29 protein-coding genes are annotated in these 25,657 nt (G+C 40.3%); 22 read left to right on the top strand and 7 right to left on the bottom strand.

Annotated features, from left to right (window positions below; all coding sequences use genetic code 11):
- Positions 1 to 80 precede the first annotated feature (80 nt).
- The 4 genes from A374_RS11020 (at position 81) to bcaP (ending at position 3,617) form a co-directional block, all read left to right on the top strand.
- Positions 81 to 272, top strand: a complete 192-nt coding sequence (locus tag A374_RS11020; protein ID WP_007202287.1) for a CsbD family protein — start codon at positions 81 to 83, stop codon at positions 270 to 272.
- A gap of 154 nt (positions 273 to 426) precedes the next feature.
- Complete coding sequence (locus A374_RS11015) at positions 427 to 1,254, top strand: sensor histidine kinase (protein WP_007202286.1); 828 nt, start codon at positions 427 to 429, stop codon at positions 1,252 to 1,254.
- Complete coding sequence (locus A374_RS11010) at positions 1,251 to 1,898, top strand: response regulator (RefSeq protein ID WP_007202285.1); 648 nt, start codon at positions 1,251 to 1,253, stop codon at positions 1,896 to 1,898. Before A374_RS11015 ends, A374_RS11010 begins: the two co-directional genes overlap by 4 nt.
- Positions 1,899 to 2,210: 312 nt before the next feature.
- Complete coding sequence (gene bcaP, locus A374_RS11005) at positions 2,211 to 3,617, top strand: branched-chain amino acid transporter BcaP (RefSeq protein WP_007202284.1); 1,407 nt, start codon at positions 2,211 to 2,213, stop codon at positions 3,615 to 3,617.
- Positions 3,618 to 3,678: 61 nt separating this feature from the next.
- On the opposite strand, the gene A374_RS19550 is transcribed toward bcaP, so the two are convergent.
- Entirely contained in the window at positions 3,679 to 4,833 is a 1,155-nt protein-coding gene (locus A374_RS19550; protein ID WP_007202283.1) for a thermonuclease family protein, read from the bottom strand.
- A gap of 72 nt (positions 4,834 to 4,905) precedes the next feature.
- Positions 4,906 to 5,118 carry an excalibur calcium-binding domain-containing protein gene (locus tag A374_RS20040; protein WP_420794948.1) on the bottom strand — a complete coding sequence of 71 codons (213 nt, stop codon included), beginning with the start codon at positions 5,116 to 5,118 and terminating at the stop codon, positions 4,906 to 4,908.
- An 876-nt stretch (positions 5,119 to 5,994) separates the two neighbouring features.
- On the opposite strand from A374_RS20040, the gene A374_RS10995 reads away from it, so the two are divergent.
- The 6 genes from A374_RS10995 to A374_RS10970 all read left to right on the top strand — a co-directional run bounded on the left by A374_RS10995 (position 5,995) and on the right by A374_RS10970 (position 11,517).
- On the top strand, positions 5,995 to 7,518 hold the full coding sequence (locus A374_RS10995) for an FTR1 family iron permease (RefSeq protein ID WP_007202281.1): 1,524 nt from the start codon (positions 5,995 to 5,997) through the stop codon (positions 7,516 to 7,518).
- Positions 7,502 to 7,906: a hypothetical protein gene (locus A374_RS10990; RefSeq protein ID WP_007202280.1), complete on the top strand. Its 405-nt coding sequence runs from the start codon at positions 7,502 to 7,504 to the stop codon at positions 7,904 to 7,906. The genes A374_RS10995 and A374_RS10990 overlap by 17 nt, the downstream gene beginning before the upstream one ends.
- 125 nt (positions 7,907 to 8,031) lie before the next feature.
- Complete coding sequence (locus tag A374_RS10985; RefSeq protein WP_420794947.1) at positions 8,032 to 8,355, top strand: ArsR/SmtB family transcription factor; 324 nt, start codon at positions 8,032 to 8,034, stop codon at positions 8,353 to 8,355.
- A 5-nt stretch (positions 8,356 to 8,360) separates the two neighbouring features.
- Complete coding sequence (locus tag A374_RS10980; protein WP_040340530.1) at positions 8,361 to 9,659, top strand: arsenic transporter; 1,299 nt, start codon at positions 8,361 to 8,363, stop codon at positions 9,657 to 9,659.
- Positions 9,660 to 9,671: 12 nt separating this feature from the next.
- Positions 9,672 to 10,088 carry an arsenate reductase (thioredoxin) gene (arsC, locus tag A374_RS10975; RefSeq protein WP_007202277.1) on the top strand — a complete coding sequence of 139 codons (417 nt, stop codon included), beginning with the start codon at positions 9,672 to 9,674 and terminating at the stop codon, positions 10,086 to 10,088.
- A 172-nt stretch (positions 10,089 to 10,260) separates the two neighbouring features.
- Complete coding sequence (locus A374_RS10970; RefSeq protein WP_007202276.1) at positions 10,261 to 11,517, top strand: MFS transporter; 1,257 nt, start codon at positions 10,261 to 10,263, stop codon at positions 11,515 to 11,517.
- A gap of 182 nt (positions 11,518 to 11,699) precedes the next feature.
- Here the strand turns inward: A374_RS10970 and A374_RS10965 are convergent, their stop codons facing one another.
- On the bottom strand, positions 11,700 to 11,975 hold the full coding sequence (locus A374_RS10965; RefSeq protein WP_007202275.1) for a DUF4359 domain-containing protein: 276 nt from the start codon (positions 11,973 to 11,975) through the stop codon (positions 11,700 to 11,702).
- A 176-nt stretch (positions 11,976 to 12,151) separates the two neighbouring features.
- Between A374_RS10965 and sigK the strand changes: the two genes are divergently transcribed.
- The 3 genes from sigK (at position 12,152) to A374_RS20630 (ending at position 14,113) form a co-directional block, all read left to right on the top strand.
- Positions 12,152 to 12,877 (top strand): RNA polymerase sporulation sigma factor SigK, encoded by a 726-nt coding sequence (gene sigK / locus A374_RS10960; protein ID WP_007202274.1) that lies wholly within the window; start codon positions 12,152 to 12,154, stop codon positions 12,875 to 12,877.
- A 144-nt stretch (positions 12,878 to 13,021) separates the two neighbouring features.
- Positions 13,022 to 13,879, top strand: coding sequence for a type II toxin-antitoxin system SpoIISA family toxin (locus A374_RS10955; protein ID WP_007202273.1), 858 nt, complete (start codon positions 13,022 to 13,024; stop codon positions 13,877 to 13,879).
- Positions 13,880 to 13,939: 60 nt separating this feature from the next.
- On the top strand, positions 13,940 to 14,113 hold the full coding sequence (locus tag A374_RS20630) for a hypothetical protein (RefSeq protein WP_156793206.1): 174 nt from the start codon (positions 13,940 to 13,942) through the stop codon (positions 14,111 to 14,113).
- 511 nt (positions 14,114 to 14,624) lie between these two features.
- Here A374_RS20630 and A374_RS10950 read toward each other — a convergent pair.
- Positions 14,625 to 15,989: a hypothetical protein gene (locus A374_RS10950; protein ID WP_007202272.1), complete on the bottom strand. Its 1,365-nt coding sequence runs from the start codon at positions 15,987 to 15,989 to the stop codon at positions 14,625 to 14,627.
- A 927-nt stretch (positions 15,990 to 16,916) separates the two neighbouring features.
- Here A374_RS10950 and A374_RS10940 point away from each other — a divergent pair.
- Entirely contained in the window at positions 16,917 to 18,695 is a 1,779-nt protein-coding gene (locus A374_RS10940) for a M3 family oligoendopeptidase (protein WP_007202270.1), read from the top strand.
- Between the two features lie 354 nt (positions 18,696 to 19,049).
- Here the strand turns inward: A374_RS10940 and pssA are convergent, their stop codons facing one another.
- Positions 19,050 to 19,589 carry a CDP-diacylglycerol--serine O-phosphatidyltransferase gene (gene pssA, locus A374_RS10930; protein ID WP_007202269.1) on the bottom strand — a complete coding sequence of 180 codons (540 nt, stop codon included), beginning with the start codon at positions 19,587 to 19,589 and terminating at the stop codon, positions 19,050 to 19,052.
- Between the two features lie 245 nt (positions 19,590 to 19,834).
- Positions 19,835 to 19,975 carry a sporulation histidine kinase inhibitor Sda gene (locus A374_RS10925; protein WP_007202268.1) on the bottom strand — a complete coding sequence of 47 codons (141 nt, stop codon included), beginning with the start codon at positions 19,973 to 19,975 and terminating at the stop codon, positions 19,835 to 19,837.
- Between the two features lie 411 nt (positions 19,976 to 20,386).
- Here A374_RS10925 and A374_RS10920 point away from each other — a divergent pair, with 411 nt between their 5' ends.
- Genes A374_RS10920 through A374_RS10885 form a run of 8 tightly spaced genes read left to right on the top strand, consistent with a single transcriptional unit; the run spans position 20,387 to position 25,401 of the window.
- The gene (locus A374_RS10920) at positions 20,387 to 20,911 is read left to right on the top strand and encodes a YqeG family HAD IIIA-type phosphatase (RefSeq protein WP_007202267.1); all 525 of its coding nucleotides are present in this window, start codon (positions 20,387 to 20,389) and stop codon (positions 20,909 to 20,911) included.
- A complete protein-coding gene (yqeH, locus tag A374_RS10915) occupies positions 20,908 to 22,008 on the top strand; it encodes a ribosome biogenesis GTPase YqeH (RefSeq protein ID WP_007202266.1) in 1,101 nt (366 codons plus the stop codon). Before A374_RS10920 ends, yqeH begins: the two co-directional genes overlap by 4 nt.
- A gap of 11 nt (positions 22,009 to 22,019) precedes the next feature.
- A complete protein-coding gene (aroE, locus tag A374_RS10910) occupies positions 22,020 to 22,865 on the top strand; it encodes a shikimate dehydrogenase (protein ID WP_007202265.1) in 846 nt (281 codons plus the stop codon).
- Entirely contained in the window at positions 22,852 to 23,142 is a 291-nt protein-coding gene (gene yhbY, locus A374_RS10905) for a ribosome assembly RNA-binding protein YhbY (RefSeq protein WP_007202264.1), read from the top strand. Before aroE ends, yhbY begins: the two co-directional genes overlap by 14 nt.
- A gap of 5 nt (positions 23,143 to 23,147) precedes the next feature.
- Positions 23,148 to 23,747, top strand: a complete 600-nt coding sequence (locus A374_RS10900) for a nicotinate-nucleotide adenylyltransferase (protein WP_007202263.1) — start codon at positions 23,148 to 23,150, stop codon at positions 23,745 to 23,747.
- Complete coding sequence (gene yqeK / locus A374_RS10895; protein ID WP_007202262.1) at positions 23,716 to 24,285, top strand: bis(5'-nucleosyl)-tetraphosphatase (symmetrical) YqeK; 570 nt, start codon at positions 23,716 to 23,718, stop codon at positions 24,283 to 24,285. The genes A374_RS10900 and yqeK overlap by 32 nt, the downstream gene beginning before the upstream one ends.
- Positions 24,286 to 24,304: 19 nt before the next feature.
- Positions 24,305 to 24,658, top strand: a complete 354-nt coding sequence (rsfS, locus tag A374_RS10890) for a ribosome silencing factor (protein WP_007202261.1) — start codon at positions 24,305 to 24,307, stop codon at positions 24,656 to 24,658.
- An 8-nt stretch (positions 24,659 to 24,666) separates the two neighbouring features.
- Positions 24,667 to 25,401 (top strand): class I SAM-dependent DNA methyltransferase, encoded by a 735-nt coding sequence (locus A374_RS10885; RefSeq protein ID WP_007202260.1) that lies wholly within the window; start codon positions 24,667 to 24,669, stop codon positions 25,399 to 25,401.
- A gap of 52 nt (positions 25,402 to 25,453) precedes the next feature.
- Here A374_RS10885 and A374_RS20625 read toward each other — a convergent pair whose 3' ends face one another.
- Positions 25,454 to 25,624: a hypothetical protein gene (locus tag A374_RS20625; protein ID WP_156793205.1), complete on the bottom strand. Its 171-nt coding sequence runs from the start codon at positions 25,622 to 25,624 to the stop codon at positions 25,454 to 25,456.
- Positions 25,625 to 25,657: the final 33 nt, after the last annotated feature.

Raw genomic sequence — 25,657 nt, 5'->3', positions numbered from 1 at the left:
TATGGCAAAAGTGGATAGGTTTACAAAAGAAAAAACGAGGGTACATTCCTAGTACACAACGATAAAGGGAGCTGAATACAATGAATAAGGAACAAACAAAAGGGAAAATGGAACAAGCAAAAGGGAACGTAAAAAAAGGAATCGGCGAAATGACTAACAATGAAAAGATGAAAGCAGAAGGTCATAAAGATCACGCTAAAGGCACAGCGCAAGAAAAAGCTGGCGATATGAAAGAGAAAGCGTCTAAAGCTGTTAATAAAGCAATGGAATAAGCACTATAGTAGAACGAGCATGCGGCGATCGCGTGCTCGTTCTTTTTAGTCGCTGCCACTAAAGCTCTACTTTCCCTCTTCGTAGTGATGTATTTTTTGCGAAAAACTGTCACAATAGAAGAGAGGAAAGTAAGAAGTAAAAGGTAGGTTGAACATGACGTATCGACAAATTAAATGGTTAATTTTAATGTTACCAACGGTTGCGATTGGCCTTTGGGAGTATGCTCGTCATACATTTTTAATGGATTATATTTCGATGGAAACCGGTAATCTTTTATCGCCACTCATTGTATTCGGTGTAACCATTATTTTTTTATTAAAATTATTTGGATCACTTGAAAAAATTCAGCGTGAACTGCATGAGGAAAAAGCGGAGCGCAGTGCGTTGCAAGAGCGAGCAAAAATATCACGTGAGCTACATGATGGGATTGCACAATCTCTTTTTTTATTAGCGATCAAAACCGATAAGCTAGGAAAAGAGTTACACATTGAACATCATCCCCGCTTTCAAAAAATGCAACAAACGCTACAACATATTCATGAAGATACACGACAAGCCATCACGAACCTGCGCGTTCCACCGGCTGAAGAAAAGCTACAATGGCGACAAATGCTAGAAAACTATGTGGCAACGTTACAAGAAGAGCATGGCTTAGTCCTTGATCTTGACTGGGAGCTCGATGAACCGTCGCTTTCTGCGAAAGAAAAGATAGAACTGTTTGCTTGTATAAAGGAGGCGCTTATGAACGCTGTGAAGCATGGTAGCGCAAATGAGGTTCGTTTAAGAGGAAGGAAGTTACCGCCAAATGGTTTTGTGATTAGTATTGAAAATGATACGACCATGACAGAGTGGCCACAAAGTGAACGACGCTACGGGTTGCAAATCTTACAAGATCGTGCAAAAGCGATGAATGCGACGTTTGCAAAAGAACTACACAATGGTATCGTAACAGTGACCATTCGAAAGGAAGGAAGCGTGTGAATCATCCCATTCAACTCCTACTTGTTGACGATCACGAGCATGCCCGTGAAGGCATTCGTGAGCTGCTAGAAGATTATCCTGAATTTCAGATTATTGGCGAAGCGGAAAACGGACAAGAAGCGATCTGTAAAGCAGAGGCGCTTCAGCCAGACTTGATTTTGATGGACATTAAGATGCCTATTATGGATGGTTTAGAAGCAACGAAGATGATTAAATTTAAACTTCCAGCGATAAAAATAGTCATTATGACGGTGTCTGATGATATTACCGATTTATTTGAAGCGGTCAAACGCGGGGCGCAAGGCTATTTATTAAAAAACTTAAAATCAAGTGAGTGGTACGACTATTTGCGAGCGTTTGCCGTTGATGAGGTACCGATGTCACAAAGCATGGCACTAAAAATTTTAAAAGAATTTACGAAGCAACCGGTTGAGAAAGAAAAAACACCGCTTTCTCATCGTGAAGAAGAAGTCCTTCAACTTGTCGCTAAAGGCAAGTCCAATAAAGAAATTGCCCAAGCGTATTATATTTCAGAGCATACCGTAAAAAGTCACTTAAAGAATATATTAAGTAAATTGCATTTAGATAATCGTGTACAGTTAACGAGTTACGCCTATCAAAAAGGGTGGATCTCGCAAGACTAGCATCATCATGGAGCAGCGAGTGAGCTGCTCCTTATTTTTTTACGTGGAAACGTGCTAGCCTCGTTTTCTTTCTCTCCTGACCGCATCCTTCGTTACACATCAATCAACCATATAACACAATAGAGACATGATGAAATAACTGATAAAAGTAGTAGTTTGCCTCGACTTTTTTTGACATCATAGGACATTATTCCTAGTTACTTTCCGACAAAAGGTAGTAAATTATTTAGAGTATTGCGAAAATTCTACATAGTATGATAAAATTTGCTTAGTAACAGAGAATCTTATACGCAGGAAGGATGAGAGCACTTCATGAGCCTTTTTCGCACAAAGAGTATTGATCAGTTAATTGCAACGAGTAAAAGGGGAGAGACGCTAAAGAAAGAGTTAGGAGCATGGGATTTAACGATGCTCGGAATTGGTGCCATAATCGGTACAGGGATTTTCGTATTAACGGGCACGGGGGCTGTAACGGCGGGGCCAGGGTTAATACTATCCTTTGTAATTGCAGCTTTAGCATGTGGATTTGCCGCATTAGCTTATGCGGAGTTTGCGGCACTTGTTCCTGTATCAGGATCGGTGTATACATATAGCTATGCAACGATGGGAGAGTTCATCGCTTGGATTATAGGCTGGGATCTCATCCTTGAATATGCACTGACGACCTCCGCTGTATCGGCCGGTTGGAGCGGCTATTTTCAGTCGTTATTAGGTGGATTTGGCATTCATTTACCAAAAGCACTAACAGCTGCACCAGGGACAGTAGAAGGGGCAACAACCTATTTTAACTTGCCAGCCTTCGTTATTTTATTATTAGTAACGTTGCTTCTCTCTCGTGGTGTGAAAGAATCAACACGCGTAAATAACGTGATGGTTATTATAAAGTTAGCGGTCGTATTACTGTTCATTTTTGTTGGTGTTGGTTACGTGAAGCCTGAGAACTGGCATCCGTTTACGCCATTTGGCTTTAGCGGCGTTTTCCAAGCAGCGGCACTCGTGTTTTTTGCTTATATCGGGTTTGATGCTGTAACGTCAGCTGCTGAAGAAGTAAAGAATCCAGCAAAAGATTTACCACGCGGCATTATTGCTTCACTTGCTGTTTGTACAGTGCTTTATATTATCGTTACGTGCATTATGACTGGAATCGTTCCATTTGCCAATTTCAAAGGAGTAGATCATCCTGTTTCCTTAGCGCTACAATATGCGGGTCAAGACTGGGTAGCAGGCTTTATTGATCTTGGTGCCATTCTCGGGATGACAACGGTATTGCTCGTTATGTCTTATGGACAAAGCCGTATATTCTTCGCGATGAGTCGTGACGGTCTATTACCGAAAATGTTTTCTAATGTTCATCCTAAATTTAAAACACCATTTGGTTCTACGTGGTTAGTTGGTATTATATCTGCGACGGTTGGAGGACTTGTTCCGTTAAATAAACTAGCAGAGCTTATTAATATCGGTACACTCTTTGCGTTTACGCTCATCTCTGTTGCTGTTCTCATCCTACGAAAAACGCAACCGGACCTACAACGTCCATTTCGTTGTCCAGGTGTGCCAGTCATTCCGGTACTTGCCATTGCTTTCTGTGTATTTCTAATGACACAACTTGCAGGTATTACATGGCTTTCTTTCTTGATTTGGTTGGCGGTTGGCTTAGTCGTTTATTTCGGTTATTCTCGCCGTCGTTCCACATTAAATCAATCAAGTATGAATGGATAATACCTCATAAAAAAACGATTTCGCCATTGTGCGGAATCGTTTTTTTTATGAGGATGCTAGGTTATAAGTATGGATTATAGTTATTTACATGTTTACGTTTACGTAGCAGGATCACAAAGCGAATCCATTCTACGACAAGAAGTGGAATGGTAATGACGGATAACATGAGATAGACAATGAACAGCAAAACATTCCAGAGAAATCTTCTACTCACGAGACGATGGAGAAGTAAAGGCGGAATAGCCCATTTTCTAAAAATGGCCGGTGTTAGGAACAACAATAGCACGAATAAAATCATAAAAAGATAAAGAGCAGTGCTGATTGGTTTTACTTCTTCACGCTTTGCTTGTTGATGAGGAGTGGCAGCCGATTGTTTTACGGTAGCTTCATCCTTCTTCGTTTCTTGTGTACGATGTGAGGTTGGTGGGGAAGTGTCATGTGTTACCTCATCAGAAGTTGAAGCTTGTGCCTGCGTTGCATACATACCCACATGCTTTTGTTTAGCATAGACCATCGCGTCTTTCACGATGCTTTCGTATTGATATGTGCCATAGTCGTAAAACTTTTTTACCAATCCGGCTTTGGTTATAGCTTCTTGATGCAGTTGATCTCCTACCCACACCCAGGCAAGCAATCGTCCATAATGATCAAAAAGCTTTCCGCCATCCGGTTGAATTGTTATGGCGCCTTTTTTTAAGAACGTACACGTAAAGTCAGACGCTTCTTTTCCGAATTTTTCGTGACGAATGGTCGATTCAGGCGTATCGATATAAAGAAAGCGTGTGCGATATTTTTCACCATGAATTAAAAAAGTAGCCGTATCACCATCCACACATTTTTGTAAAGTTGCACTATACTTTTTCCCCATTACAAGCGAGGAAGGATCCTTTTTTGATGGAGGTAGTGAAGACGGTTCACTTTTTTCGGGTGCTGAATCCGATGAAGAAGGTGTATAGCCCTCTAAATCAAGATGTGCCTCACTTAATTGATTAACACAGCGCGCGTTCGTATTATTTTCTTTTATAAGTGTTATGAGTGCAGCAATGGATGTGGCACTTTTTGCTAACGCTGTTGGTTCATGCAAGATATACGTGCAGTCTGCACGACGAAAGTGTCCTCCAAGCTCGTCCTTTGCTCCAGGGTGGGCAGCAGCGGTAATGGGCAAGATGAGGATGATGCTTACTATTAGTATTAGAAATGATAATGAATGCTTCATCTGTATCTCCTTTTTTTCTTGATCAATCGTCAGAAAAACAACCTATCATTTAAGCATGATAGGTTGTTTTCTTTACCGTTCACAAGCGATATAATCTTTGTCGCGATCGCTACGTCGGTTCGCATCATACAATGCTTTTGAAACAAACGGCTTGTAATGCGTTTTTCCGCCCTTATTTCTCACGTGAGCACTTCTAGCGACGCCGCCTTTGTAGACTCTATTTAAAGCTGTACAATTTTTGAACCTTTTAATCTTTACGGTTGTTGGTTTTGCTTCCGCTTGAATACTACTTGTTAAACCAACTGCTAAACTACAAGCTAGTATAATGGCACTGTATTTCTTGATGACAAACACTTCCTTTTTATGTATTTACAGTTATTTTATACTGCTTTTACACATATTGCAATAATTTTTTAGTTAAAAATCCCTATTTCTATGTAGTTAAAAAGTTCCCCTATATCTTATGATTGCTTGATGTAGGCGTATTTTTAAAAAAGATACATTATTGAATGAATATTCTTAATACTATGTTTCGAAATGATAGTATAGCTTAATCGGTCTTTTTTAATGATTTGGAACATTTCTAAAAAGACTAGGTTGTATACTAAGTCATTTAGAACAACGGTTTTGGGATGAGGGTATTGAACTAAGAAATAAGAATAGTGTTAACAAAGAAGGTGCCGATCGTTCAATATAATAATAGAATATTATTGTTAATTCTGAATGAGGTTTGGTTGTAAAGAAGCTAAGAAGGCAGTCCCAATCTATAGGGACTGCCTTCTTTAGACTATTTCGTACCGATTAAAGGTTCCAAATCGACGGTTATTTTAGCTAAATCCGCCTTTAAAAATGTTTGAAATGGTTCCTCTGAACGTGCCCATGATCAAGGTGTCAATTCAACCAGCGTTTGCGTGGCTGGATTTTCAAGTGCAACGGTATAACATAGTCGAATCTAGCTTACATAAAGTACGATATTTCTAGTTTATGAGACTTTTTCCCTAATAAAAGCGTACGAATATCCTATAAAATAGGGAAAGCTACCCTTTACAAAATCTAATTGACAACGCTTCTCATTCATATTATACTTTGCAAAGAGGTAGTGATAATGATTATCATTCTCCTCGTAGATGTTAGCTTCTTTTGGATTGAGGGGGAGAATGAGTGAAATATAAAGTGCAAATTTTGCTGGCAATTCTGCTGCTTTCAGTATGGATGGTGCCGATACATAGCTTCGCAAAGGGAAGTGCCACTGACGATATGATCGCGGCAAATAAGTTCGTTACGGAAGCGTTGCAAGCGTCTCAGCAAGGAAAAATAGATAAAACGAGCGATGCCTTTCAACGGTTCTCAACGACGTGGTTGTCCATTGAAGCTGGTATAAAGGAACAATCAACGACCGCGTATCGAGAAATTGAAGACGCGATGGGTCAGGTGCAGTTTGCGCTTGCACAATCGCCTGTTAAAAAGAAAAACGTCATGGCGGGCTTACAGCAATTACGAAAAACGAATGAAGCTTTTATTAAAGGGAAATATCCTGTAACCGCTCAAAAAGGGCCCGCTACAACGGCAAATGAAAGCGATATCGCTGGTCTTGTGACGTTATTAGAAGCGTCATTAAAAAAGATTGATGCGGGTAATATTGCGGGTGCAAAAGCAGACATTGAACAATTTAGAAAGTCGTGGCTAGTAGCGGAAGGAGCCGTATTAACGCAATCGGCCAAAGTGTATGGCGATGCGGAGCGTGATATGGTCACCTCCTACGCACAGCTTTCTTCTACTAAAATAGAAGAAGCAAAGAAAACCATTCAAGGTATGCGAGATTACTTGGCACCGCTAGCCTTAAAAACGAGCTATAACATGCTCGATGCGACGACAATTATTTTGCGCGAAGGCTTAGAAGCGCTACTTGTAATCGTAGCTTTAATGGGCTTTTTGAAAAAGGCAGGTCATGAACGAAAGAAACGCTGGATTTGGATGGGCGTCTCTGTAGGAATTGGTGTTAGTATCCTGCTTGGTATTCTTGTCAATGTGCTGTTCTCAGCAGGAACATTTGGCAGTAATAATTTCTTAATTGCTGGTTGGACAGGGGTATTTGCTGCGGTAATGCTACTATACATGAGCTATTGGCTGCACAGTAAGTCAAGCATTGCCGAATGGAATCGCTACATTCACGATAAAAGTACGAAAGCGCTTCATACGGGCAGTTTATTTTCTTTAGCCGCTCTTGCGTTTTTAGCTGTTTTTCGTGAAGGAACAGAGACGGTGCTGTTTTTCATCGGCATGGCAAATGCCATCAAGCTGTCATCCTTATTACTAGGCATTGGGATTGGTGTTGGTGTACTCATCATCGTATCGTACGGTATTTTAAAAGTAGGGGTAAAAATCCCGATGCGTCCCTTTTTCTTAGGATCAAGCATTCTCATGTTTTACTTGTGCTTTAAATTTGCCGGCATGGGTATTCATGGACTGCAACTTGCGGGCTTACTGCCAGCAACAGAAGTGACAGGACTGCCGACCATTGACTTTTTGGCTTTTTATCCGACTGTAGAGGGAATGATTTCACAAGGTCTTCTATTCTGTGTTGCTGTCGTGGCAATTGTGCTCAATAAACGAAAAGATAAAGTTTTAAAACATAAACAAAACAATCGCATTCAGGGGGATTTCAAACATGTCAATTCAAACTAAAAAATTCATCGTACCAATCGTGATCGCCGCTTCTTTAACACTATCTGCTTGTGGAACGAAACAAGATGATGCGAAAGAAAAGAAAGAGACGACATCTGCTTCTATGCAAGGAGCAAAAGAGATGAAACAAACGCTAAAAGATCTTAAAGAGCAATTAAAAGCGAAGAAAACGGATGAAGTAAAAGAAGCGGGCGAACAGTTAGAAAAGTCTTGGGAGTCTTTTGAAGATGGCGTAAAAGACAAAGATGCTGCGCTGTATGAGAAAGTAGAAACGCCGCTTCATACAATTGAAGCAGGTGCGAAATCTGCACCGCTAGACGTTAAGACGTTAACAAAAGCAGCAGAGCAGCTTGACGCTGTGCTGTCGGATGTTGAAAAATTAAAATAAGGTAGGAACAGCCCAAATGATAGGCTCTAGATCATTTGGGCTTTTTGGTGATTAGCACATAGTTGCATATATAAGCATATACTTATAAAATGATGTAAGATGGGAAAGGGGGGATTAAACTGACTATTGAGCTAACGACAGCAGCTGCTATTTTAAAAGTGCTAGGAGACAAAACACGCCTTGCGATTGTGAAAAGTGTGTTCGAACAAGAATGCTGTGTCTGTGAGTTTGTTGCTATTTTTGATATGAGCCAGCCGGCAGTGAGTCAGCATTTAAGAAAATTAAAAGATCATGGAATTGTAAAGGAACGTAGAAGTGGGCAATGGATTTATTATTCAATGAATACAGATTACCCTTACTATGCGTTTGTACAACAATTAGTGAACCATCTTCCAAGTCAACGAGAGGGAATGAGTAACCTGCAACAAGATTCGTGTTGTGAAAATTAGGGGGGATGTATATGAGTATCATTGCTGTTGTTATTTTTTTAGTAACATTAACGTTTGTTATTTGGCAGCCAAAAGGTCTTAACATCGGATGGAGTGCGTGTGGAGGCGCAATCTTAGCGCTGTTGTTTCAAGTCGTTTCCATTCAAGATGTTGTAGATGTAACGGGAATTGTGTGGAATGCAACACTCACATTTGTAGCGATCATTATTATCTCGCTTATTTTAGACGAGATTGGCTTTTTTGAGTGGGCAGCGCTTCATATGGCGCGGTATGCTAAAGAAAGTGGCGTTAAAATGTTTTTGTTAATCACCATTCTTGGTGCGGTTGTTGCCGCCTTGTTTGCCAATGATGGTGCCGCATTAATTTTAACACCGATCGTACTCGCGATGGTGCGTAATTTAAAGATGAAAGAGGCGATGATTTTACCGTTTATTATGGCAAGTGGCTTTATTGCTGATACAACATCACTGCCGCTTGTTGTTAGTAACCTCGTAAATATTGTTTCAGCTGACTACTTTGGTATTCATTTTTCAACGTATGTTAGTCGCATGATTGTACCGAACCTGTTTAGTTTATTGGCGAGTATTCTCGTGCTCTATGTTTATTTTCGTCGCAGCATCCCTAAATCATTTAATAGCAACGATCTAAAGAAGCCTGCTAGTGCGATTAAAGATCAAAAGATGTTTAAATTTTCTTGGGTTGTTTTAGTCGTATTGCTCGGCGGTTATTTTGTTGGCGAATTACTTTCAGTTCCAGTTTCCTTTATTGCCGGGATCATGGCAATTATATTCTTATTAGCAGCAAAATCAAGCAAAGTCATTCAAACGAAAGCCGTTCTTAAAGGTGCACCGTGGGCGATTGTCTTCTTTTCAATTGGAATGTACGTTGTCGTTTATGGCCTAAAAAATGTCGGCTTAACCCGGGTGTTAGCGGACGTTATTGCCTCGATGACGCACCACGGTATGTTCGTTGGTACCATTGGCATGGGCTTTATTGCGGCTATTATTTCATCTGTTATGAACAACATGCCGACCGTCATGATCGATGCGTTAGCCATTTCTGACGTGCAAACGACAGCAACGATGAAGGAAGCGTTAATTTATGCGAACGTAATTGGTTCGGACTTAGGGCCAAAGCTGACGCCAATCGGTTCGTTAGCGACGCTACTATGGCTACACGTTCTTAGCACAAAAGGCGTCAAAATTTCATGGGGCTACTATTTTAAAGTAGGGGTCCTACTGACGGTACCGACGTTATTTATTACGTTAACCGGGTTGTATCTCTGGTTGAAAATTATACAGTAAGGAGTTTTTCTTTTGAAAAAAATCATCTATTTTTTATGCACAGGCAATTCCTGTCGCAGCCAAATGGCAGAAGGGTTTGCTAGACAGCTATTAAGCGAAGAATGGGACGTGAAAAGTGCTGGCATTGAAGCACACGGTTTAAATCCAAATGCGGTCAAAGCGATGAAGGAAGTTGGCATTGACATTTCAAAGCAAACTTCAGATCGAATCGATGCTACCATTTTACATCAGGCCGATTTAGTCGTAACGCTATGTGGTGATGCTGCCGATCGGTGCCCGACGACACCGTCCCACGTAAAACGTGATCATTGGGGCTTTGATGATCCTGCGAAAGCACAAGGAACAGAAGCGGAGAAGTGGCAATTTTTCCAGCGCGTTCGCGATGAAATAAGAGAGCGCATCCTTAGGTTTAAGGAAACCGGCAACTAAAGAGAATCCCGAATGATACACTGCTTTGAGGCTAGCTATCATTCGGGATATTTTTGTGGGTTAACGTATTTTAGAATAAGATTGATGAAACAATGATTTAAACATAAAATGAATAGTGATGACAGTAAGGACAACGGAGGGTACGGATGCAGAGAACACGAGAGAAATCATTATGTTAAGTAAACCTGTTGAAAGACAGCAAGAGATGCTTGTATCACAGAAAAAAGCGCTCTACAAACGAACGCTAGTCGTCGTTAGTTTGTCACAAATGTTTGGTGGGGCAGGCTTAGCGGCAGGCATTACCGTTGGAGCTCTACTTGCCCAACAAATGCTCGGTACGGACGCCTATGCAGGAATTCCAACGGCCTTATTTACGCTAGGCTCGGCAGGCGGCGCTTTCTTAGTCGGTCGTCTTTCACAAAGAGTTGGACGTCGCCTCGGGTTGACGACGGGCTTTATGCTAGGTGGACTTGGTGCAATCGGTGTGATTGCTGCGGCGCTTTTTAGTAACATTGTCTTATTGTTTGCTAGTTTGCTTCTGTATGGTGCAGGAACCGCAACGAACTTACAAGCGCGCTATGCGGGAACGGATTTAGCGGAAACTTCGCAACGCGCGACAGCAGCTAGCACGGCCATGGTATTTACGACGTTTGGCGCGATTGCGGGTCCGAATTTAGTCAATGTGATGGGGAGAGTGGCAAATTCTCTAGGCATTCCAGCATTGGCCGGCCCTTTCCTTTTATCAGCAGCTGCTTATTTGCTGGCAGGGGTGCTTCTTTTTATCATGCTGCGACCGGATCCGTTACTACTCTCACGTAAATGGGAGCTACAAGAACAGAAGGCACTTGGTTATACTGCGAGATTGCCACAAACAGAAAACAAGCGTGGCGTGATGATCGGAGCCACCGTTATGGTACTTACGCAAGTCGTGATGGTTGCGATTATGACGATGACACCCGTTCATATGCGACATCATGGTCACGGTTTAGGAGATGTTGGTTTAGTCATTGGCTTTCATGTTGGGGCCATGTATTTACCATCACTTATAACCGGGATGCTTGTAGATAAATGGGGACGTTTTGTCATGGCGATTGCCTCTGGGTTTACGCTGCTTTTAGCAGGTATTACGGCGGCCGTCGCACCGCCTGAATCAATGGTATTTATGGTGCTTGCGCTTGTATTATTAGGCTTAGGTTGGAATTTTGGTTTAATTAGCGGCACCGCATTGTTAATAGACGCCACAACAGGAGCAACGCGCGCAAAAACACAAGGAAATGTGGATGTATTCGTTGCCTTGTCTGGTGCAGCAGGCGGTGTTTTATCTGGATTCGTCGTAGCAGGCTTTAGTTATGCGACGTTAGCGTACGTTGGCGCTAGTATATCAGTGTTATTACTGTTTTTGTTTATTCGTTATGGAAAATCCCGCTAATTAATGGTGGGATTTTTAGTATGAAGAGATAACCAAACCAACAGACACTATGAGCATTAAGAATGATCCCATACCTAAAATTTTGTTGAAGTGCTTATATAGTTGAGTAATTAATAAATCGTTTAACTTAGATATTAGAAAGGCACCTCATAGTTTATCTGAGGTGCCTTTCTCTTACTTAATTATTTTTCATTTGACCAAAGAAAATGATTAAAAGCTCCGTAAGTTGTTATTACATTTTTACCGATTTTCGTTTTGTAAACTGAAAAAAATAGATAATCATTTTTTTCTGTCATTGAATTTATGACTGGCTTTGAAAGCCAGCTCATTAGTGCCCCTTCCTTTTTTGTTATCTCTTCTGAAACCCACGATTCATAATCTGTTTTACTGGGATTAGTTACAGCCATCAAAATTAATAAGCTTAATAGGAATCCTGTTATGATAGATTTTCTTTTCAATTTTTTTCACCTCTAAAGTGAGTTTGCACTTTTAAAAAATTTTTTATACAATGACAATTTTCATCGAGGTTTTTAAGTTTATAACGTTTTCGACGATGATTATCTATCGTACAGACACCTGCCAAGCCTAAGCCCGCATAGAGTGAAGAGTGTGATAACTCGCGGGAGGTGTGCAAATGGCAGGACTATTAGCAATCGCTGCGTATTTTTTTAAGGAAATTATGCTCTTTGTTTCGTATGTGAAAAATAATGCGTTTCCACAGCCGCTCTCTGAAGGAGAAGAGCAAGAATACTTAAAGGCAATGGCAGAAGGAGATCAAGAAGCTCGCAGTAAATTAATTGAACATAACTTACGGCTTGTGGCGCATATTTGTAAAAAGTTTGAAAACACGGGCGAAGATAACGAAGACTTAATATCCATCGGCACGATTGGTCTTATTAAAGCGATTGAAAGCTATTCGCGCGGAAAAGGAACGAAGCTTGCGACGTATGCCGCGCGCTGTATTGAAAATGAAATTCTCATGCATTTGCGCGCATTGAAAAAAACAAAAAAAGATGTGTCGCTGCATGATCCAATCGGGACCGATAAAGAAGGCAATGAAATTACGCTCATTGACGTACTGAAGGCGGAAACGGAAGATGTGGTCGATGCCATTCAATTAAAAATGCAAAAGAAAAAGATTTATGATTATATCCATGTGTTAGATGAGCGCGAAAAAGAAGTCATCGTTGGTCGCTTCGGGTTAGATTTGAAAAAAGAAAAAACGCAACGCGAGATCGCAAAAATGTTAGGCATATCCCGAAGCTATGTTTCGCGTATTGAAAAAAGGGCGCTTATGAAGCTTTTTCATGAATTTTATCGTGCTCGGCAACAAAGTCAGAAAGAACGACCATCCTATTAAACAAAATGAGAACTACTTGAAGAGCCTACTCTTTCAAGTAGTTTTTTTAGTGTGTAAACTGTGATTCTCTTATGATAAATAGGACGGTAAGTAGGATGAAGTGAGACAATATATGGAGTATAATGGGAAAAGGAGGGGTTGCGCTTGGAAGTAAGCTGGTTAATGATCCTATGTTTTTCCTTACTTTTGCTTGGAATTGCTTGTAGTATCGGTTTGTACATATGGAATAGGCACTACTATTTAAAGCACAGAGTCGCCATTCGGAAAATATATTATGGTGTTAGTGTAGGAATGTTTTTTCTTTTCTGGACGTATAACGCATATCCTACCTTTAAACTAGAGTATTTGATTGCTCTTGGTATAAGTGTTGTGATCATTGATTTGTTTGTCTTTCAAACACCTGATATTACAAAGTTTATGTCGAATGAGCTAAAACAAGAGAGTTTAGTAGAAAGCATAAATAAAAACCGGGGAACGTTTATTGAATTAAGTGAAAAACTCATTAAAGTGAATGAAATGATGCCTAAAAGCAATATGACGTGGCACGTAGAAGAATTTCAATTTACACCTGAAAAATATGAAGAATTTGTGCTTTCCTATTTACGAAATTTCGCTGCTTCTTTTCAACTGGATGTCTATTCTTATATGGTAGCGTCTTCTCCTGATCCTGTTATCTTCCAACGCCATATTGAAGGAGCATATGAGGAAATTCTAAAGGATCATGATTTTACGACAAAGGGCGTTGGTATGAGAAAAAAACAGGCAATTAAAACGTTGCTCGATGGGGAGAATATCGAGATTCTTGAAAAAGAATGTTCGTCTGTATTGTTTCCATACTTTGGTGAGTATTATAATATCCTTTTTGTCGTTCGTTCTAGAAAGAATAGTGAAATAACAGGAGCAGATGCGTCTCTCATGTTAAATTTATTGTATACGTTGGATTTGTGGTTGTTATCAAAGGAAGATCAATTTTTATCTAGTGAAGCTGATCCTCATGCATAAGATGGAAATCGAACAATGAATATGATATGCTGAAAAAAAGTGTAAGGGAGTGTGGGATCAATGTCGACTACAATGCCTTCAAAAGACGTAAAACAAGGTGATAGTCAAAGCGATTCGAAGCATGGTAAACGGCCTCCTAGAAATCCCAATAAACGGCCTACAACGATTAATATGGATCGTTCGATTGGCCGAATGAAAGCAAATGACAGAGATGCGATTAGACAAGCCTTATAATACACGTAATGAGGGGAAGTATGAGATTACTTCTCTTTTTTTATGTTATTTTTTTCGATCATTGCATAAGCTAAAGCAACAAGAAAAAAGGGATGTGTTTTTTAGAGATGAAATTTCATCAACGACCATCATATCCGAGAAATCCGAATAAGCGGCATTGTGTCGCAAGAAATATAACGTTCGCTGTGCAAAAGGAAAATGAATATTGGTTGCGTGTACTATCGAAACGCTTCTCTTTGATGAAAGATGAGTGATGGCATGGTACATAATAAGTCTCCCGTTGTTTCTTCTAAAGACGGGGGATTGTTATGTGCACTACTTTAGAGGGATCATTTCTGAGCCTTTACCTAGTCAGAGTATCAAGAATATACGCCATGCTGTTAGGAATAGAGTAGAGCGAATGGTAGAATGTTCAAGTGGTAGGCTGTGATCGTGTTTGTTGCAAAAACAAAAAGCAATCGTCATGACAGCAAAAAACCCCCCACTTATAAAAAGTGAGGGGAGTCCTACCTTACGCCTTATGATCACCTTTGCGACGAAGAACAATCGCGCCCATCGCTGCAGCGGCAGCTAGGCCAGCGAATGACCAAAGGACAACATCCATGTTATCTGTTTCGCTCGCACCACCCATTCCGGTTTTTGGCATAGATGGCATGCCTTTAAATTTGTTTGGGAATTGTTGTGCAATGGCACCGGACAAGCCTTTCCCTACTTCAAACATGTGCGCATACGCTTCACGAACGGTTGGATACGTCGTGTTATAGTCTTTATCTACATAAGAATTAAATGCTTTTAACAGTTCATCGACATGTACTTTTAAACCTGCTTCTAGATCGCTTGCTTTCAAGCGGCCTTTCGTAGCTGTTTCTAAGAACTTCGCTTGTTTAACACGATAGGCATCTAAATTTTTCATCGCTTTTGCTTTCGCTTTTTCATCCTTATTGCCTGTCGCTTTTACGTAGTCAACGAAATAGCCGATGTGGCTGCTCCAAATCTCTTTAAATTGTTGACCAGCTTTTTCACCATACACAGACGCAATTGTTTTAGAAAGGTCGTTTGTGTTTTGTGATAAGGCGTTGGCAGCAGCTGTAAAGTCTTTTGCTCCCATTGCGCCTTTTTGCATCGTAGTGACAGCAAGTGCTGCATGTTCAGATAATAAGTAGTTTAACCCTTCACGAAGATCGGCAGCGGCTGTGTTTGGTTTTGTATGTTTAAATTTTGCAGGGAATTGATCCGTGATCGCCCATGCTAAGTTTTTGCCCACGCCATACATGTGATTGATGCTTTCGCGTGTCTTTTTGTAGGCGGTTGTATAGTCTTTTTGTACATAATGATCAAAGGCATTCATAAGTTCTGTGATATGCATTTTCAAGCCAGCCTCAAGGTCGCTAGCTTTAAGGCGATTTTTTGTAGCGCTAGCTAAAAATTTTGCTTGCTTAACACGATAGTTTGCCAGATTGTTTCTTGCTTTTTGTTTCGCTTTTTCATCTTTTTTACCAGTGGCTTTTACGTAGTCAACGAAATAGCCAATATGACTACCCCAGATTGATTTGAATTGTTGACCAGCTTCGTTTCCATATACAGACGCAATCGCTTTTGATAAATCGTTTGTATTGTTATTAAGAGCATCAGCTGCTTGTTGGAAGTCTTTACCGCCATCTGCGCCTTTTTGCATCGTAATAACAGCTAAGTAGGCATGCTCTGATAAAAGTTGATCGAGTGAAGCGCGTAAATCGATGGCTGGATTGGTTACTGTCACCGGCCCTTTTTGCATCGTGTTCATGGAATGTCCTTCATGAGCGCTAACCATACCTGCAGTTGGTAATAGAAGGGAAAGGCTAAGTGGAATGGCAACAAATGATTTTTTCATTTTCATAGAAAATCTCTCCTTTTTGTTTGTATTTGAAGAGCTAACGATCCAAAAAATCATTTGGATCATAAAAAATGAAAAAAAGTTTTTTGTAAAAAATCTACCAATAAAAAGCGCTTTCATATTTACCAGTCCTTTTTATACTAAAAAACAAAGAGGTGAGCAAAAAGTCGGTAGGGAATAAAGACCTATTAATATTACAAAAAGTTACATAATATAAAAAAATATAGGAGTTTTTGGGTGAAGTTGTCGAAAACTATTTCAATTATTCGATTTAAAAACTATAATAAGTTTAAGTTCTAAAACAGTTAGAACAATTCAGAAAATAAAGAGGAGGAAATCAAATGCATATCGCACTAGCTATCCTTAAGTTCATCGGTGGAATCATCCCTCTAGTAACTGACCTAATCAAATCTCTAGTATAAGAACAGTTTCTACTCTTCTTATACAGGTCGACAGACTTCATCATTAGCTATAATACTTATTCCATAACAAAGGCTGTCGTACCTATGAAACCGTCAATTCATTCGTGAATTGACGGTTTTTTTTACGTTATAAAAAGGGTTAGCTTAGGCATCCTTTATTTGTAGCAAAGAGGGGGACTTCCCTAAAGCTCACAACCAAACGTACTTCGAACATACACACGCATTGCTCCTTCTAGTAGAAAAAGCAGATTCATATTGAATGATTAAGTTCATATAGTAGAGGGAAGCTTAAATAAAAAAGGAGGAATGGAAAATGGAAGAAGGAATTATGTACGGTGTTATGATCCTGATTTGCTTATTTAGTATCTTTCAAAGTATTACAGATTGAATCTCTCATTAAAAGGGAGGTTCTTTTTTTTATGTTAAATAAACTAAATAGTCGATTTTTTTCAGTCTTTTCTTTATAATGGAAAAAGATCGAATTTTTTATACTCAAGGGGGATTTTGAATGTTATTACAAGGTTTGCGTGAAAGCTGGGACTTGGAAACGTTTTTTTCAGGTGGAAGCCAATCACCAGAATTTATGAAAGCGATCGCTTCATTAGAAACGGAAATTAAAGAACTTCATCATAAAGTGGATGCGTTAACAGGTGAAGCTTCAAGTATGGCGGCAATCGTTCAAGAAGTACAAGTTACTGGAGCACGTATTAATGAATACGTTTCCTTTGTAGGTTGCCTCGTTGCTCAAGATGTGAACGATCGCCAAGCGTTAAATGTTCGCAGCAAGCTAGAAGCGTTAAATGCTTCATTTGCTTCTATTTCCGTGCTCCTTGATAATAAGTTAGCGCACATGAGCGATACAGAGTGGCAAACCTTGCTTCAACAAAAAGAGATGGAAGCCATTTCGTTTTCATTAACAGAGCGCAGAACGAGTGCTGCTCAGAAGCTTTCCTATGAGCAAGAAGCGTTAATTAACGATTTAGCCGTAGATGGTTATCATAGCTGGTCTACGTTATATGATACAGTTGTTGGAAATATGGGCATTTCTGTAACGGAAGATGGCAAAGAAGAAGTACTTTCTGTCGGACAAGCAGCGAACAAGCTAACAAGTGCTGATCGCGAAGAACGTGAGCATGTGTTTGCACAATACACAAAAGCATGGGGAGAGGTGTCTGATTATTGTGCAGAGGCACTCAATCACATTGCGGGATTCCGTACGAACGTGTATAAGCATCGTAACTGGGATGCTGTTTTAAAAGAGCCACTTGAAATCAATCGAATGTCAGATGCAACGTTAAAAGCAATGTGGCAAGCGATTGAAAGTAAAAAAGGCTTGTTCGTCGACTATTTAAATCGTAAAGCAAAATTGCTAGGTCTTGACAAATTAAGCTGGCATGATGTGGAAGCGCCGATCTCTAGCACGAGCAGCAAGATGAGCTATGATGAAGCAGCGAATTTTATCGTTGATCACTTCCGCTCGTTTTCACCAAAAATGGCGGAATTCTCTAAAATGGCGTTTGAAAAACAATGGATTGAAGCGGAAGATCGTAATGGAAAACGTCCTGGTGGCTTTTGTACAGAGTTTCCATTAAGTAAAGAAACGCGTATTTTCATGACGTTCTCTGGTTCGCCAGACAACGTATCTACCCTTGCGCATGAACTTGGACATGCTTTCCATACGTATGTGATGGATGATATGCCATACTTTGCGACGACGTATGCAATGAATGTAGCAGAAACAGCATCAACATTTGCAGAGCTTGTTGTGTCCGATGCGGCTGTAAAAAATGCACAAACTAAAGAAGAGAAAATTTCTTTATTAGAAGACAAAGTACAGCGTTCGGTCGCTTTCTTTATGAACATTCATTCTCGTTTCTTATTTGAAACTCGTTTTTATGAAGAAAGAAAGCAAGGCGTTGTGCCTGTTGAGCGCTTAAATGAATTGATGGAAGAAGCGCAAAAAGAAGCGTATGTGAATGCGCTTGATGTGTATCATCCTGAGTTCTGGGCGTCTAAACTTCACTTCTATATTACGGATGTACCGTTTTATAACTTCCCATACACATTTGGCTTTTTGTTCAGTGCATCCATTTATGCCATTGCACAGCAAGAAGGACAAGCGTTTGAAGACAAGTACATTGCGTTGCTGCGTGATACGGCAAGTATGACTGTAGAAGAATTAGCGCAGAAACATTTAAATGAAGATGTAACGAAGCCAGAATTTTGGGCTAAAGGTGTCGATGTAGCATTAAAAGACGTGGAAGAGTTTCTTGAACTAACGAAATAATACTAGAGCGGTCGGGAGTAACATCTCGATCGTTTTTTTATGTTTAGAAAATGGTTACACGGAAACGATCTTGTAATGGTTGGAAGGGGAATGTTAAAATAAGGATATGTTAATGGTTTATATCGAAATGGAGGGAAGACCCGTGCGATTTGGTTTCGTCTCGTGGTTATGGATTATTTTGCTATTTCCCATCATTTATGTTGGAAATGTTATGATGCATAATGGCATTGTAACATGGCTCTTCAGTATAACATGCGTCATTTTCGCCGCTGTATTTGCAACAAGAAAGCAGAACGAGGAAAAAAGATAAAAAAACAGGCTGCATCTCAAGTGAGGTGCAGCCTGTTTTTTGTGTTAGCGCTTTTGAATGGAAAGCGTGCTAATCATTAAAAAGGATAGTAAAATCGTTATAAACATAAAAACAAACGATGGAATGACAGGTACTAATAAGTAACCGACAGCGAGAATACAACCAGCTACCGTAATCGGTACACCAACGAAGGCGCCGGTAAACTCGGTAATGTTAAATCGTGCGAGTCGAATCGCTCCACAAGCGATGTAGATAATAGTAAATAACATTCCTGGAATTCCAAAGTCTGATAGCGCTGTTTGATATAATAGAAAAGCGGGCGCGATGCCAAAAGAAATTAAATCACATAAAGAATCGAGTTGCTTTCCGAATTCTGATTCGATTTGTAGTTTTCTTGCGACCATTCCATCAAAACGATCAAATAATGCAGCGAGCACGATGAAAACAAACCCTGCTGTTAAACTACCTTTAAAAATAAAAAGAAGTGCGAGAGAACCTAGGGATAAGTTCACCAATGTTAAAATATTGGCTGCCTGGCTTTTTACCTTTTTTACAGTGGACGATACACTTTCAAGCATGAACAATTAAATCACCCCCAATTACATTTACGCTCTCTATGTATTGTACCTTCATGGATTGTATCCCAAAAAGGAGTAATAACCTCCATTATAGCTTGAAATGAAGGGAAAAGAAAGAGAGATTCCGGCAACTGCTTCGACAAAAGGGAGCAGAAAGCGCAAATGTGCGCTTTAAAAAAAGCTTGTCGAGAAGAGAACGTTGCTTCTCGATAAGCTTCAATAAGCCTGTGATTGACGGCAGTCAGTCGTTATTAGTACGTGTAGTGTAGGCGATTTTGTAAGGCGCGTCGCTCAATTTCACGTTGAATTAAAAAGATAAAATCTGTACTAAGCTGTAGCTCTTTTGCTTTGTAGTAGGATTCAATTAACAGTTCGTCCGATAAATTTTCCATTCTTCTCATGCCAGACGAGTGGCATAGTCACCTCCTAAAATCATGCATTGACGATGCATCGTACCGGTGAGTATGTCATGTTTTTCTGCTGATCTGCATAAACTATACGTTATTAGCAATTTCTGTATACAGCTTATCATGAATTAGAAAAGAGAACAATCGTTCGGATATCCACAGGTGGTAGTGGATATCTTGTGGGTAGTCTGTATACAACTTGCGAAAAACAAGGAATTACGCGGTGGATAGTGTGAATAAAGTTATCCACATTTCTATAGATAAGGAATTTTGTCGAAAACTTTTCTGCTGATTCTCATCTTCTCTTCATGGATTCTGATAAAAGAGTTGTTCAGCGCGGAATTACTGGTACAATGTAAAAGTGTAACTTGAATGAATAACATAGAGGTGTCCTGGATGTTAAAAAAATTTTTGCCGGACCAACACGTCGAGAGTATTTTTCAAATCACTCCCGAAATGTTGAAAGAACGCAATGTGAAAGGAATCATTACCGACTTAGATAATACACTGGTAGCCTGGGACTCGCCAGGGGCGACGCCAGAATTAATGGAATGGTTTCAGTCTTTTCAAGAACAAGGAATTATTATTACGATTGTTTCTAACAACACTGAAAAGCGTGTAAGCAGCTTTTCTACTCCTGTAAAAATTCCTTTTATTTATAGTGCGCGCAAGCCGATGACACGTGCCTTTAAGCGGGCACTGTCTGATATGAAGCTGGCAAAAGACGAGGTGGTTGTCATTGGCGACCAGCTGTTAACCGATGTTTTTGGAGGCAATCGTATGGGCTTACATACGATTATGGTCGTGCCGGTTGCCAGTACGGATGGGTTATGGACACGCGTCAATCGCAAAATCGAGCGCGTGATTTTAGGCCGCTTGAAACGTAAAGGATTGCTGCATTGGGAGGAGAATAAAGGTTGAGTGAACAAATTAAATGCATCGGCTGTGGTGTACCGATTCAAACGGAAGACAAAGAAGGGTTAGGATATGCTCCACCTTCTAGTTTGAAAAAAGAAGCGGTCATTTGCCAACGATGTTTTCGTTTAAAGCATTACAATGAAATCCAAGATGTGAATTTAACGGACGACGATTATCGTAAAATTTTATCAAGTATTGGTGATACACAATCACTCGTCGTTAAAATCGTAGACATTTTTGATTTCAACGGATCATGGTTACCGGGCATCCATCGCTATATTGGCAAAAACAAACTGATGCTCGTCGGTAATAAGGTCGATTTATTGCCTAAATCAGTGAATAAAAACCGCTTAAAGCAATGGATGGCAACGATGGCAAAGGAATATGGCGTCAAAGCAGAAGAAGTTCATTTAGTGTCATCTGCAAAAGGGACAGGCTTGCAAGAAGTGGCAGAGCAAATTGATGAACTTCGTGAAGGGAAAGACGTGTATGTAGTCGGCTGTACAAATGTTGGGAAGTCAACCTTTATTAATGGATTGATTAAACAGCTTGGTACGGAGCAACAAGACATCATTACAACCTCTTATTTCCCGGGAACGACGTTAAACTTAATTGACATTCCTTTGGATGAAGAAACAGCTTTATTTGACACACCAGGTATTATTAATCATCATCAAATGGCGCATTTTGTTAGTAAAGATGAGCTGAAAATCATTATGCCAAAAAAAGAGATTAAACCACTTGTCTATCAGCTGAATGAGGAACAATCCTTATTCTTAGGCGGATTAGCTCGTTTTGATTATATAAAAGGTGGGCGCCGTTCATTTGTGTGTCACATTTCTAATGACTTAAACATCCATCGTACGAAGCTTGAACGTGCGGATGATCTCTATGAAAAGCATTTAGGAGAGCTATTAACGCCACCACAAGATCGTGAGAAGCTACCACCACTGAAACGATATGAATTTATGATTAAAGAAAAAGATACGGACATTGTCTTTTCTGGTTTAGGTTGGATTTCGGTAAAAGAAGCGGGAGCAAAGGTAGCTGCATACGCGCCTGAAGGGGTAGCCGTTACATTAAGACCTTCGCTCATATAGGAGGGGAAGTTATGGCGCAATTAACCGGATTACTTGGATACCCTGTGCATCACTCTGTTTCGCCACAAATGCAAAATGCGGCGTTCAACGAGCAAGGGTTATCTTTTGAATACGAAAAATTTAACGTTCCTCCCGAGCAACTTCAGCAAGCGGTAGAAGCGTTAAAAACGTTTCACTATAAAGGGTGTAATGTTACGATTCCTCATAAAACGGCCGTGATGCCCTTTTTAGATGAGATTAGTGAAGAAGCGCGCCGCATTGGGGCAGTAAATACGATTGTGAATGAAAACGGGGTACTCGTTGGCTATAATACAGATGGTGCCGGCTTTGTAAAAGGAGTAGAACGGCTTATGAACCGTAGGATCTCCTCGCAAGATACCATCTTAGTGATTGGAGCAGGTGGTGCCTCACGGGCCATCTGTTATGCGCTGGCGAACAAAAATCCGAAAGTAGTCGCAATTGCTAATCGGACAGAAGCAAAAGCAACACAGATCGCAAACGATTGTTTGCGAGAGAGTGACGTTGTCCTTTCCTTGCAACAAGCGGAGGAACAACTAGCTTCCTTTGGGATTGTGATCAACACAACCTCAATGGGGATGAACGAAGATGATCCATTACCGCTTTCGTTAACACATCTTAACGAAGGTACGTATGTCATTGATATTATTTATAATCCGTTTCAGACGAAATGGTTGACGCTTGCCAAAGAAAAAGGAGCCATCATCGATAATGGTGTCGCAATGCTCGTTTTTCAAGGTGCGTTAGCTTTTACGAAATGGACAGGCAAAGAACCGAATGTTTCATTAATGGAACAAATTGTAGTGAAAAGTGTAGGAGGAAATTATGTTATCAGGTAAACAAAAACGATTTTTACGATCTATGGCGAACGGTCTACAACCTATTTTTCAAGTAGGTAAAGGTGGCGTAAATGAAAATATGGTAACGCAAATTGCAGAAGCATTGGAAGTGCGTGAGCTTATTAAAGTCAGCATTCTTCAAAACTGTGATGAAAATAAAGACGATGTCGCGCGTGCGCTTGCTACTGGAGCAAAAGCTCAGGTCGTTCAAGTAATTGGCAGTGTGATTGTACTGTATAAAGAATCAAAAGAAAATAAAGAGATTAAGTTGCCGTAACGATTATGGCGAAAATTGGCGTGTTTGGTGGATCCTTTAATCCCCCGCATCATGGTCATTTGCTCATTGCTCAAGAAGCATTAGCGGCCTTTGCACTTGATGAAGTGTGGTGGATGCCAGCGAGTCAGCCTCCGCACAAGCAATTGGCGGGGAACGTAAGTGATGAAGATCGTATTGCCTTAGTTCAAGAAGCAATCCGTCATAATGATAAATTTTCCCTCTCGCTTCTTGAGTTTGAACGAGAGGGTCCGTCATATACTATAGATACGATGCGGACACTTTGTACGCGCTATCCAACGCATGAATTTTTCTTTATTATCGGTGGGGATATGGCGAATTCTTTAGAACAGTGGCATGAGATCGAAGCGTTAGGTAAGTTAGTAACGTTTATTGCGATTAATCGCGAAGATTATCCATTGAAAGAAAATCACTATCCTTTTTCGGTAGAGGAACTGTATGTCCCATCGTTTAATGTATCCTCTACATTTATCCGACAACGGCTAGAAGAAGGAAAAAATACAAAGTACATTTTGCCAGATGGAGTGCGACGTGTAATAGAGGTGAAGGGACTTTATGGAACGGAAGAAAGCCCTCGAAATCGTTAAAGAACAGTTAACAGAGCATCGCTATGTTCATACGCTTGGTGTGATGGAAACGGCGATTGCTTTGGCAGAACGTTATGGTGCAGATCGTAAAAAAGCAGAAATTGCCGCCATTTTTCACGATTATGCGAAATTTCGTCCAAAAGAGGAAATGCGCCGCATCGTCATCCAACAAAAAATGGATGAGACGCTGCTTCATTACGGTACAGAGTTGCTTCATGCGCCAGTTGGGGCGTATCTCGTAGAACATGAAGTAGGCATTACGAATCAAGAAATCTTAAGTGCCATTACCAATCATACAACGGGTGCAGTCGACATGCCACTGCTCGATCAAATCATTTTTTTAGCAGATTATATTGAACCTGGTCGTAACTTTCCCGGCGTAGATGAGGTAAGAGCTCTTGCGCAAGAGGACTTAGAGGTCGCTTGTATTGCCGCTTTACGAAACACAGTAACGTTTCTTATGAAACAGCAGCAGCTTATTTTCCCTGCTACGATCGAAACGTATAATCATTTGCAGCGAAAAAGGAAAAATAGATAATTATTGGAGGAGTTTTATTTTGAAAGAACAACAATTTTTAGAGTTAGTCGTCAAAGCAGCTGACGATAAGCGCGCAGAAAACATCGTCGTATTAAACATGCAAGGAATTTCACCGATTGCCGATTATTTTGTAATGTGTCATGGTAATTCCGAAAAGCAAGTTCAAGCGATTGCGAAAGAAATTAAAGATGTAGCTCTTGAAAACAACGTTGACATTCACCGTTTAGAAGGCTTTGATCAAGCGCGTTGGGTATTAGCGGATCTTGGGGATATCGTTGTGCATGTATTCCATCGTGATGAGCGTGTGTATTATAATCTTGAAAAACTATGGGGAGATGCGCCAACTGAAGAGATTGGTGACATGCTTACGTAAGGAAAACGATGAGTTACGAACAGTTTGCCTACGTATATGATGAGCTCATGGAAGATGTTCCGTACGATGAATGGTTGTCTTTTTTTGAAAAAGAAACGAAAGATCATGAGATTTCATCTGTGTTAGATCTTGGTTGTGGCACTGGGGCGATGTCATTGCGTTTGGCACAAAAAGGCTATCACGTTACAGGTGTGGATTTATCAGAAGATATGCTTGTGATTGCGCAAGAGAAAGCGATGCGCCAAAAGGTGTCACTACACTTTCTTCAACAAGATATGACGAAATTAGAAGGCTTACCAACGTTTGATGCTGCCGTTATTTTTTGTGATTCATTAAATTACATTCTAGAAGAAGAAGCGGTATTGCGTACCTTTGTAGGTATACATCGCCATTTGAAAGAAGGCGGCATGCTGTTATTCGATGTGCATTCGCTTTATAAAATGGAGCACGTTTTTTTACAGCAAACGTTTGGAAGCCTCGATGAACATGTACCTTTTATTTGGCAATGTTTTGCAGGGGAATTACCGCATAGCATTGAACATGAACTAAGCTTTTTTGTTGAAGAAGACAATGGGTTGTATCGCCGATTTGATGAACTACATAAGCAACGTAGTCTTGCGCCCGAAACGTACGTACAGCTATTAGAACAAGCTGGATTTACGGTAAGGAAGCAACTAGGTGGTCCGCATGGAGAGCCGATTGGTGAGGAAAGTGAACGTCTTTTTTTCGTATGTAGTAAATAAGTGATGCCGAACATCTCACCGCTTTAAAATGTGGTGATGATGTTCGGCTTTTTTATTTTTCTGTGGTTGTGCGTTCATCGATGAGAATCGCTAACTGCTTTTCTATATCCATGAGACGTTGCTGTTGTTTTCGTGTGGTACGCACCCATCGGATGACGAGCGCGGCAAGGAGAACAACAATGATGATGGCACAAATAATATACAAATACGAACCGGTAGTCATGTGCAAAATCCTCCATGTTTTTTCGTAAGTAAT

The sequence above is a fragment of the Fictibacillus macauensis ZFHKF-1 genome (genome assembly GCF_000269865.1).
Classification (GTDB): Bacteria; Bacillota; Bacilli; order Bacillales; family Fictibacillaceae; genus Fictibacillus_C; species Fictibacillus_C macauensis.
The sequence above is the reverse complement of the archived record's forward strand: the minus strand, read 5'-3'. Positions and strand labels throughout refer to the sequence as shown.

Excerpts from the sequence above, each read along its gene's own strand:
- A374_RS11020 (WP_007202287.1), top strand. The coding sequence starts at position 81 with ATGAATAAGGAACAAACAAAAGGGAAAATGGAACAAGCAAAAGGGAAC.
- A374_RS11015 (WP_007202286.1), top strand. The coding sequence starts at position 427 with ATGACGTATCGACAAATTAAATGGTTAATTTTAATGTTACCAACGGTT.
- bcaP (WP_007202284.1), top strand. The coding sequence starts at position 2,211 with ATGAGCCTTTTTCGCACAAAGAGTATTGATCAGTTAATTGCAACGAGT.
- A374_RS19550 (WP_007202283.1), bottom strand. The coding sequence starts at position 4,833 with ATGAAGCATTCATTATCATTTCTAATACTAATAGTAAGCATCATCCTC.
- A374_RS10990 (WP_007202280.1), top strand. The coding sequence starts at position 7,502 with ATGTCAATTCAAACTAAAAAATTCATCGTACCAATCGTGATCGCCGCT.
- A374_RS10980 (WP_040340530.1), top strand. The coding sequence starts at position 8,361 with ATGTATATGAGTATCATTGCTGTTGTTATTTTTTTAGTAACATTAACG.
- A374_RS10970 (WP_007202276.1), top strand. The coding sequence starts at position 10,261 with ATGTTAAGTAAACCTGTTGAAAGACAGCAAGAGATGCTTGTATCACAG.
- sigK (WP_007202274.1), top strand. The coding sequence starts at position 12,152 with ATGGCAGGACTATTAGCAATCGCTGCGTATTTTTTTAAGGAAATTATG.
- A374_RS20630 (WP_156793206.1), top strand. The coding sequence starts at position 13,940 with ATGTCGACTACAATGCCTTCAAAAGACGTAAAACAAGGTGATAGTCAA.
- A374_RS10950 (WP_007202272.1), bottom strand. The coding sequence starts at position 15,989 with ATGAAAATGAAAAAATCATTTGTTGCCATTCCACTTAGCCTTTCCCTT.
- A374_RS10940 (WP_007202270.1), top strand. The coding sequence starts at position 16,917 with ATGTTATTACAAGGTTTGCGTGAAAGCTGGGACTTGGAAACGTTTTTT.
- A374_RS10925 (WP_007202268.1), bottom strand. The coding sequence starts at position 19,975 with ATGGAAAATTTATCGGACGAACTGTTAATTGAATCCTACTACAAAGCA.
- A374_RS10920 (WP_007202267.1), top strand. The coding sequence starts at position 20,387 with ATGTTAAAAAAATTTTTGCCGGACCAACACGTCGAGAGTATTTTTCAA.
- aroE (WP_007202265.1), top strand. The coding sequence starts at position 22,020 with ATGGCGCAATTAACCGGATTACTTGGATACCCTGTGCATCACTCTGTT.
- yhbY (WP_007202264.1), top strand. The coding sequence starts at position 22,852 with ATGTTATCAGGTAAACAAAAACGATTTTTACGATCTATGGCGAACGGT.
- A374_RS10900 (WP_007202263.1), top strand. The coding sequence starts at position 23,148 with ATGGCGAAAATTGGCGTGTTTGGTGGATCCTTTAATCCCCCGCATCAT.
- yqeK (WP_007202262.1), top strand. The coding sequence starts at position 23,716 with ATGGAACGGAAGAAAGCCCTCGAAATCGTTAAAGAACAGTTAACAGAG.
- A374_RS10885 (WP_007202260.1), top strand. The coding sequence starts at position 24,667 with ATGAGTTACGAACAGTTTGCCTACGTATATGATGAGCTCATGGAAGAT.
- A374_RS20625 (WP_156793205.1), bottom strand. The coding sequence starts at position 25,624 with ATGACTACCGGTTCGTATTTGTATATTATTTGTGCCATCATCATTGTT.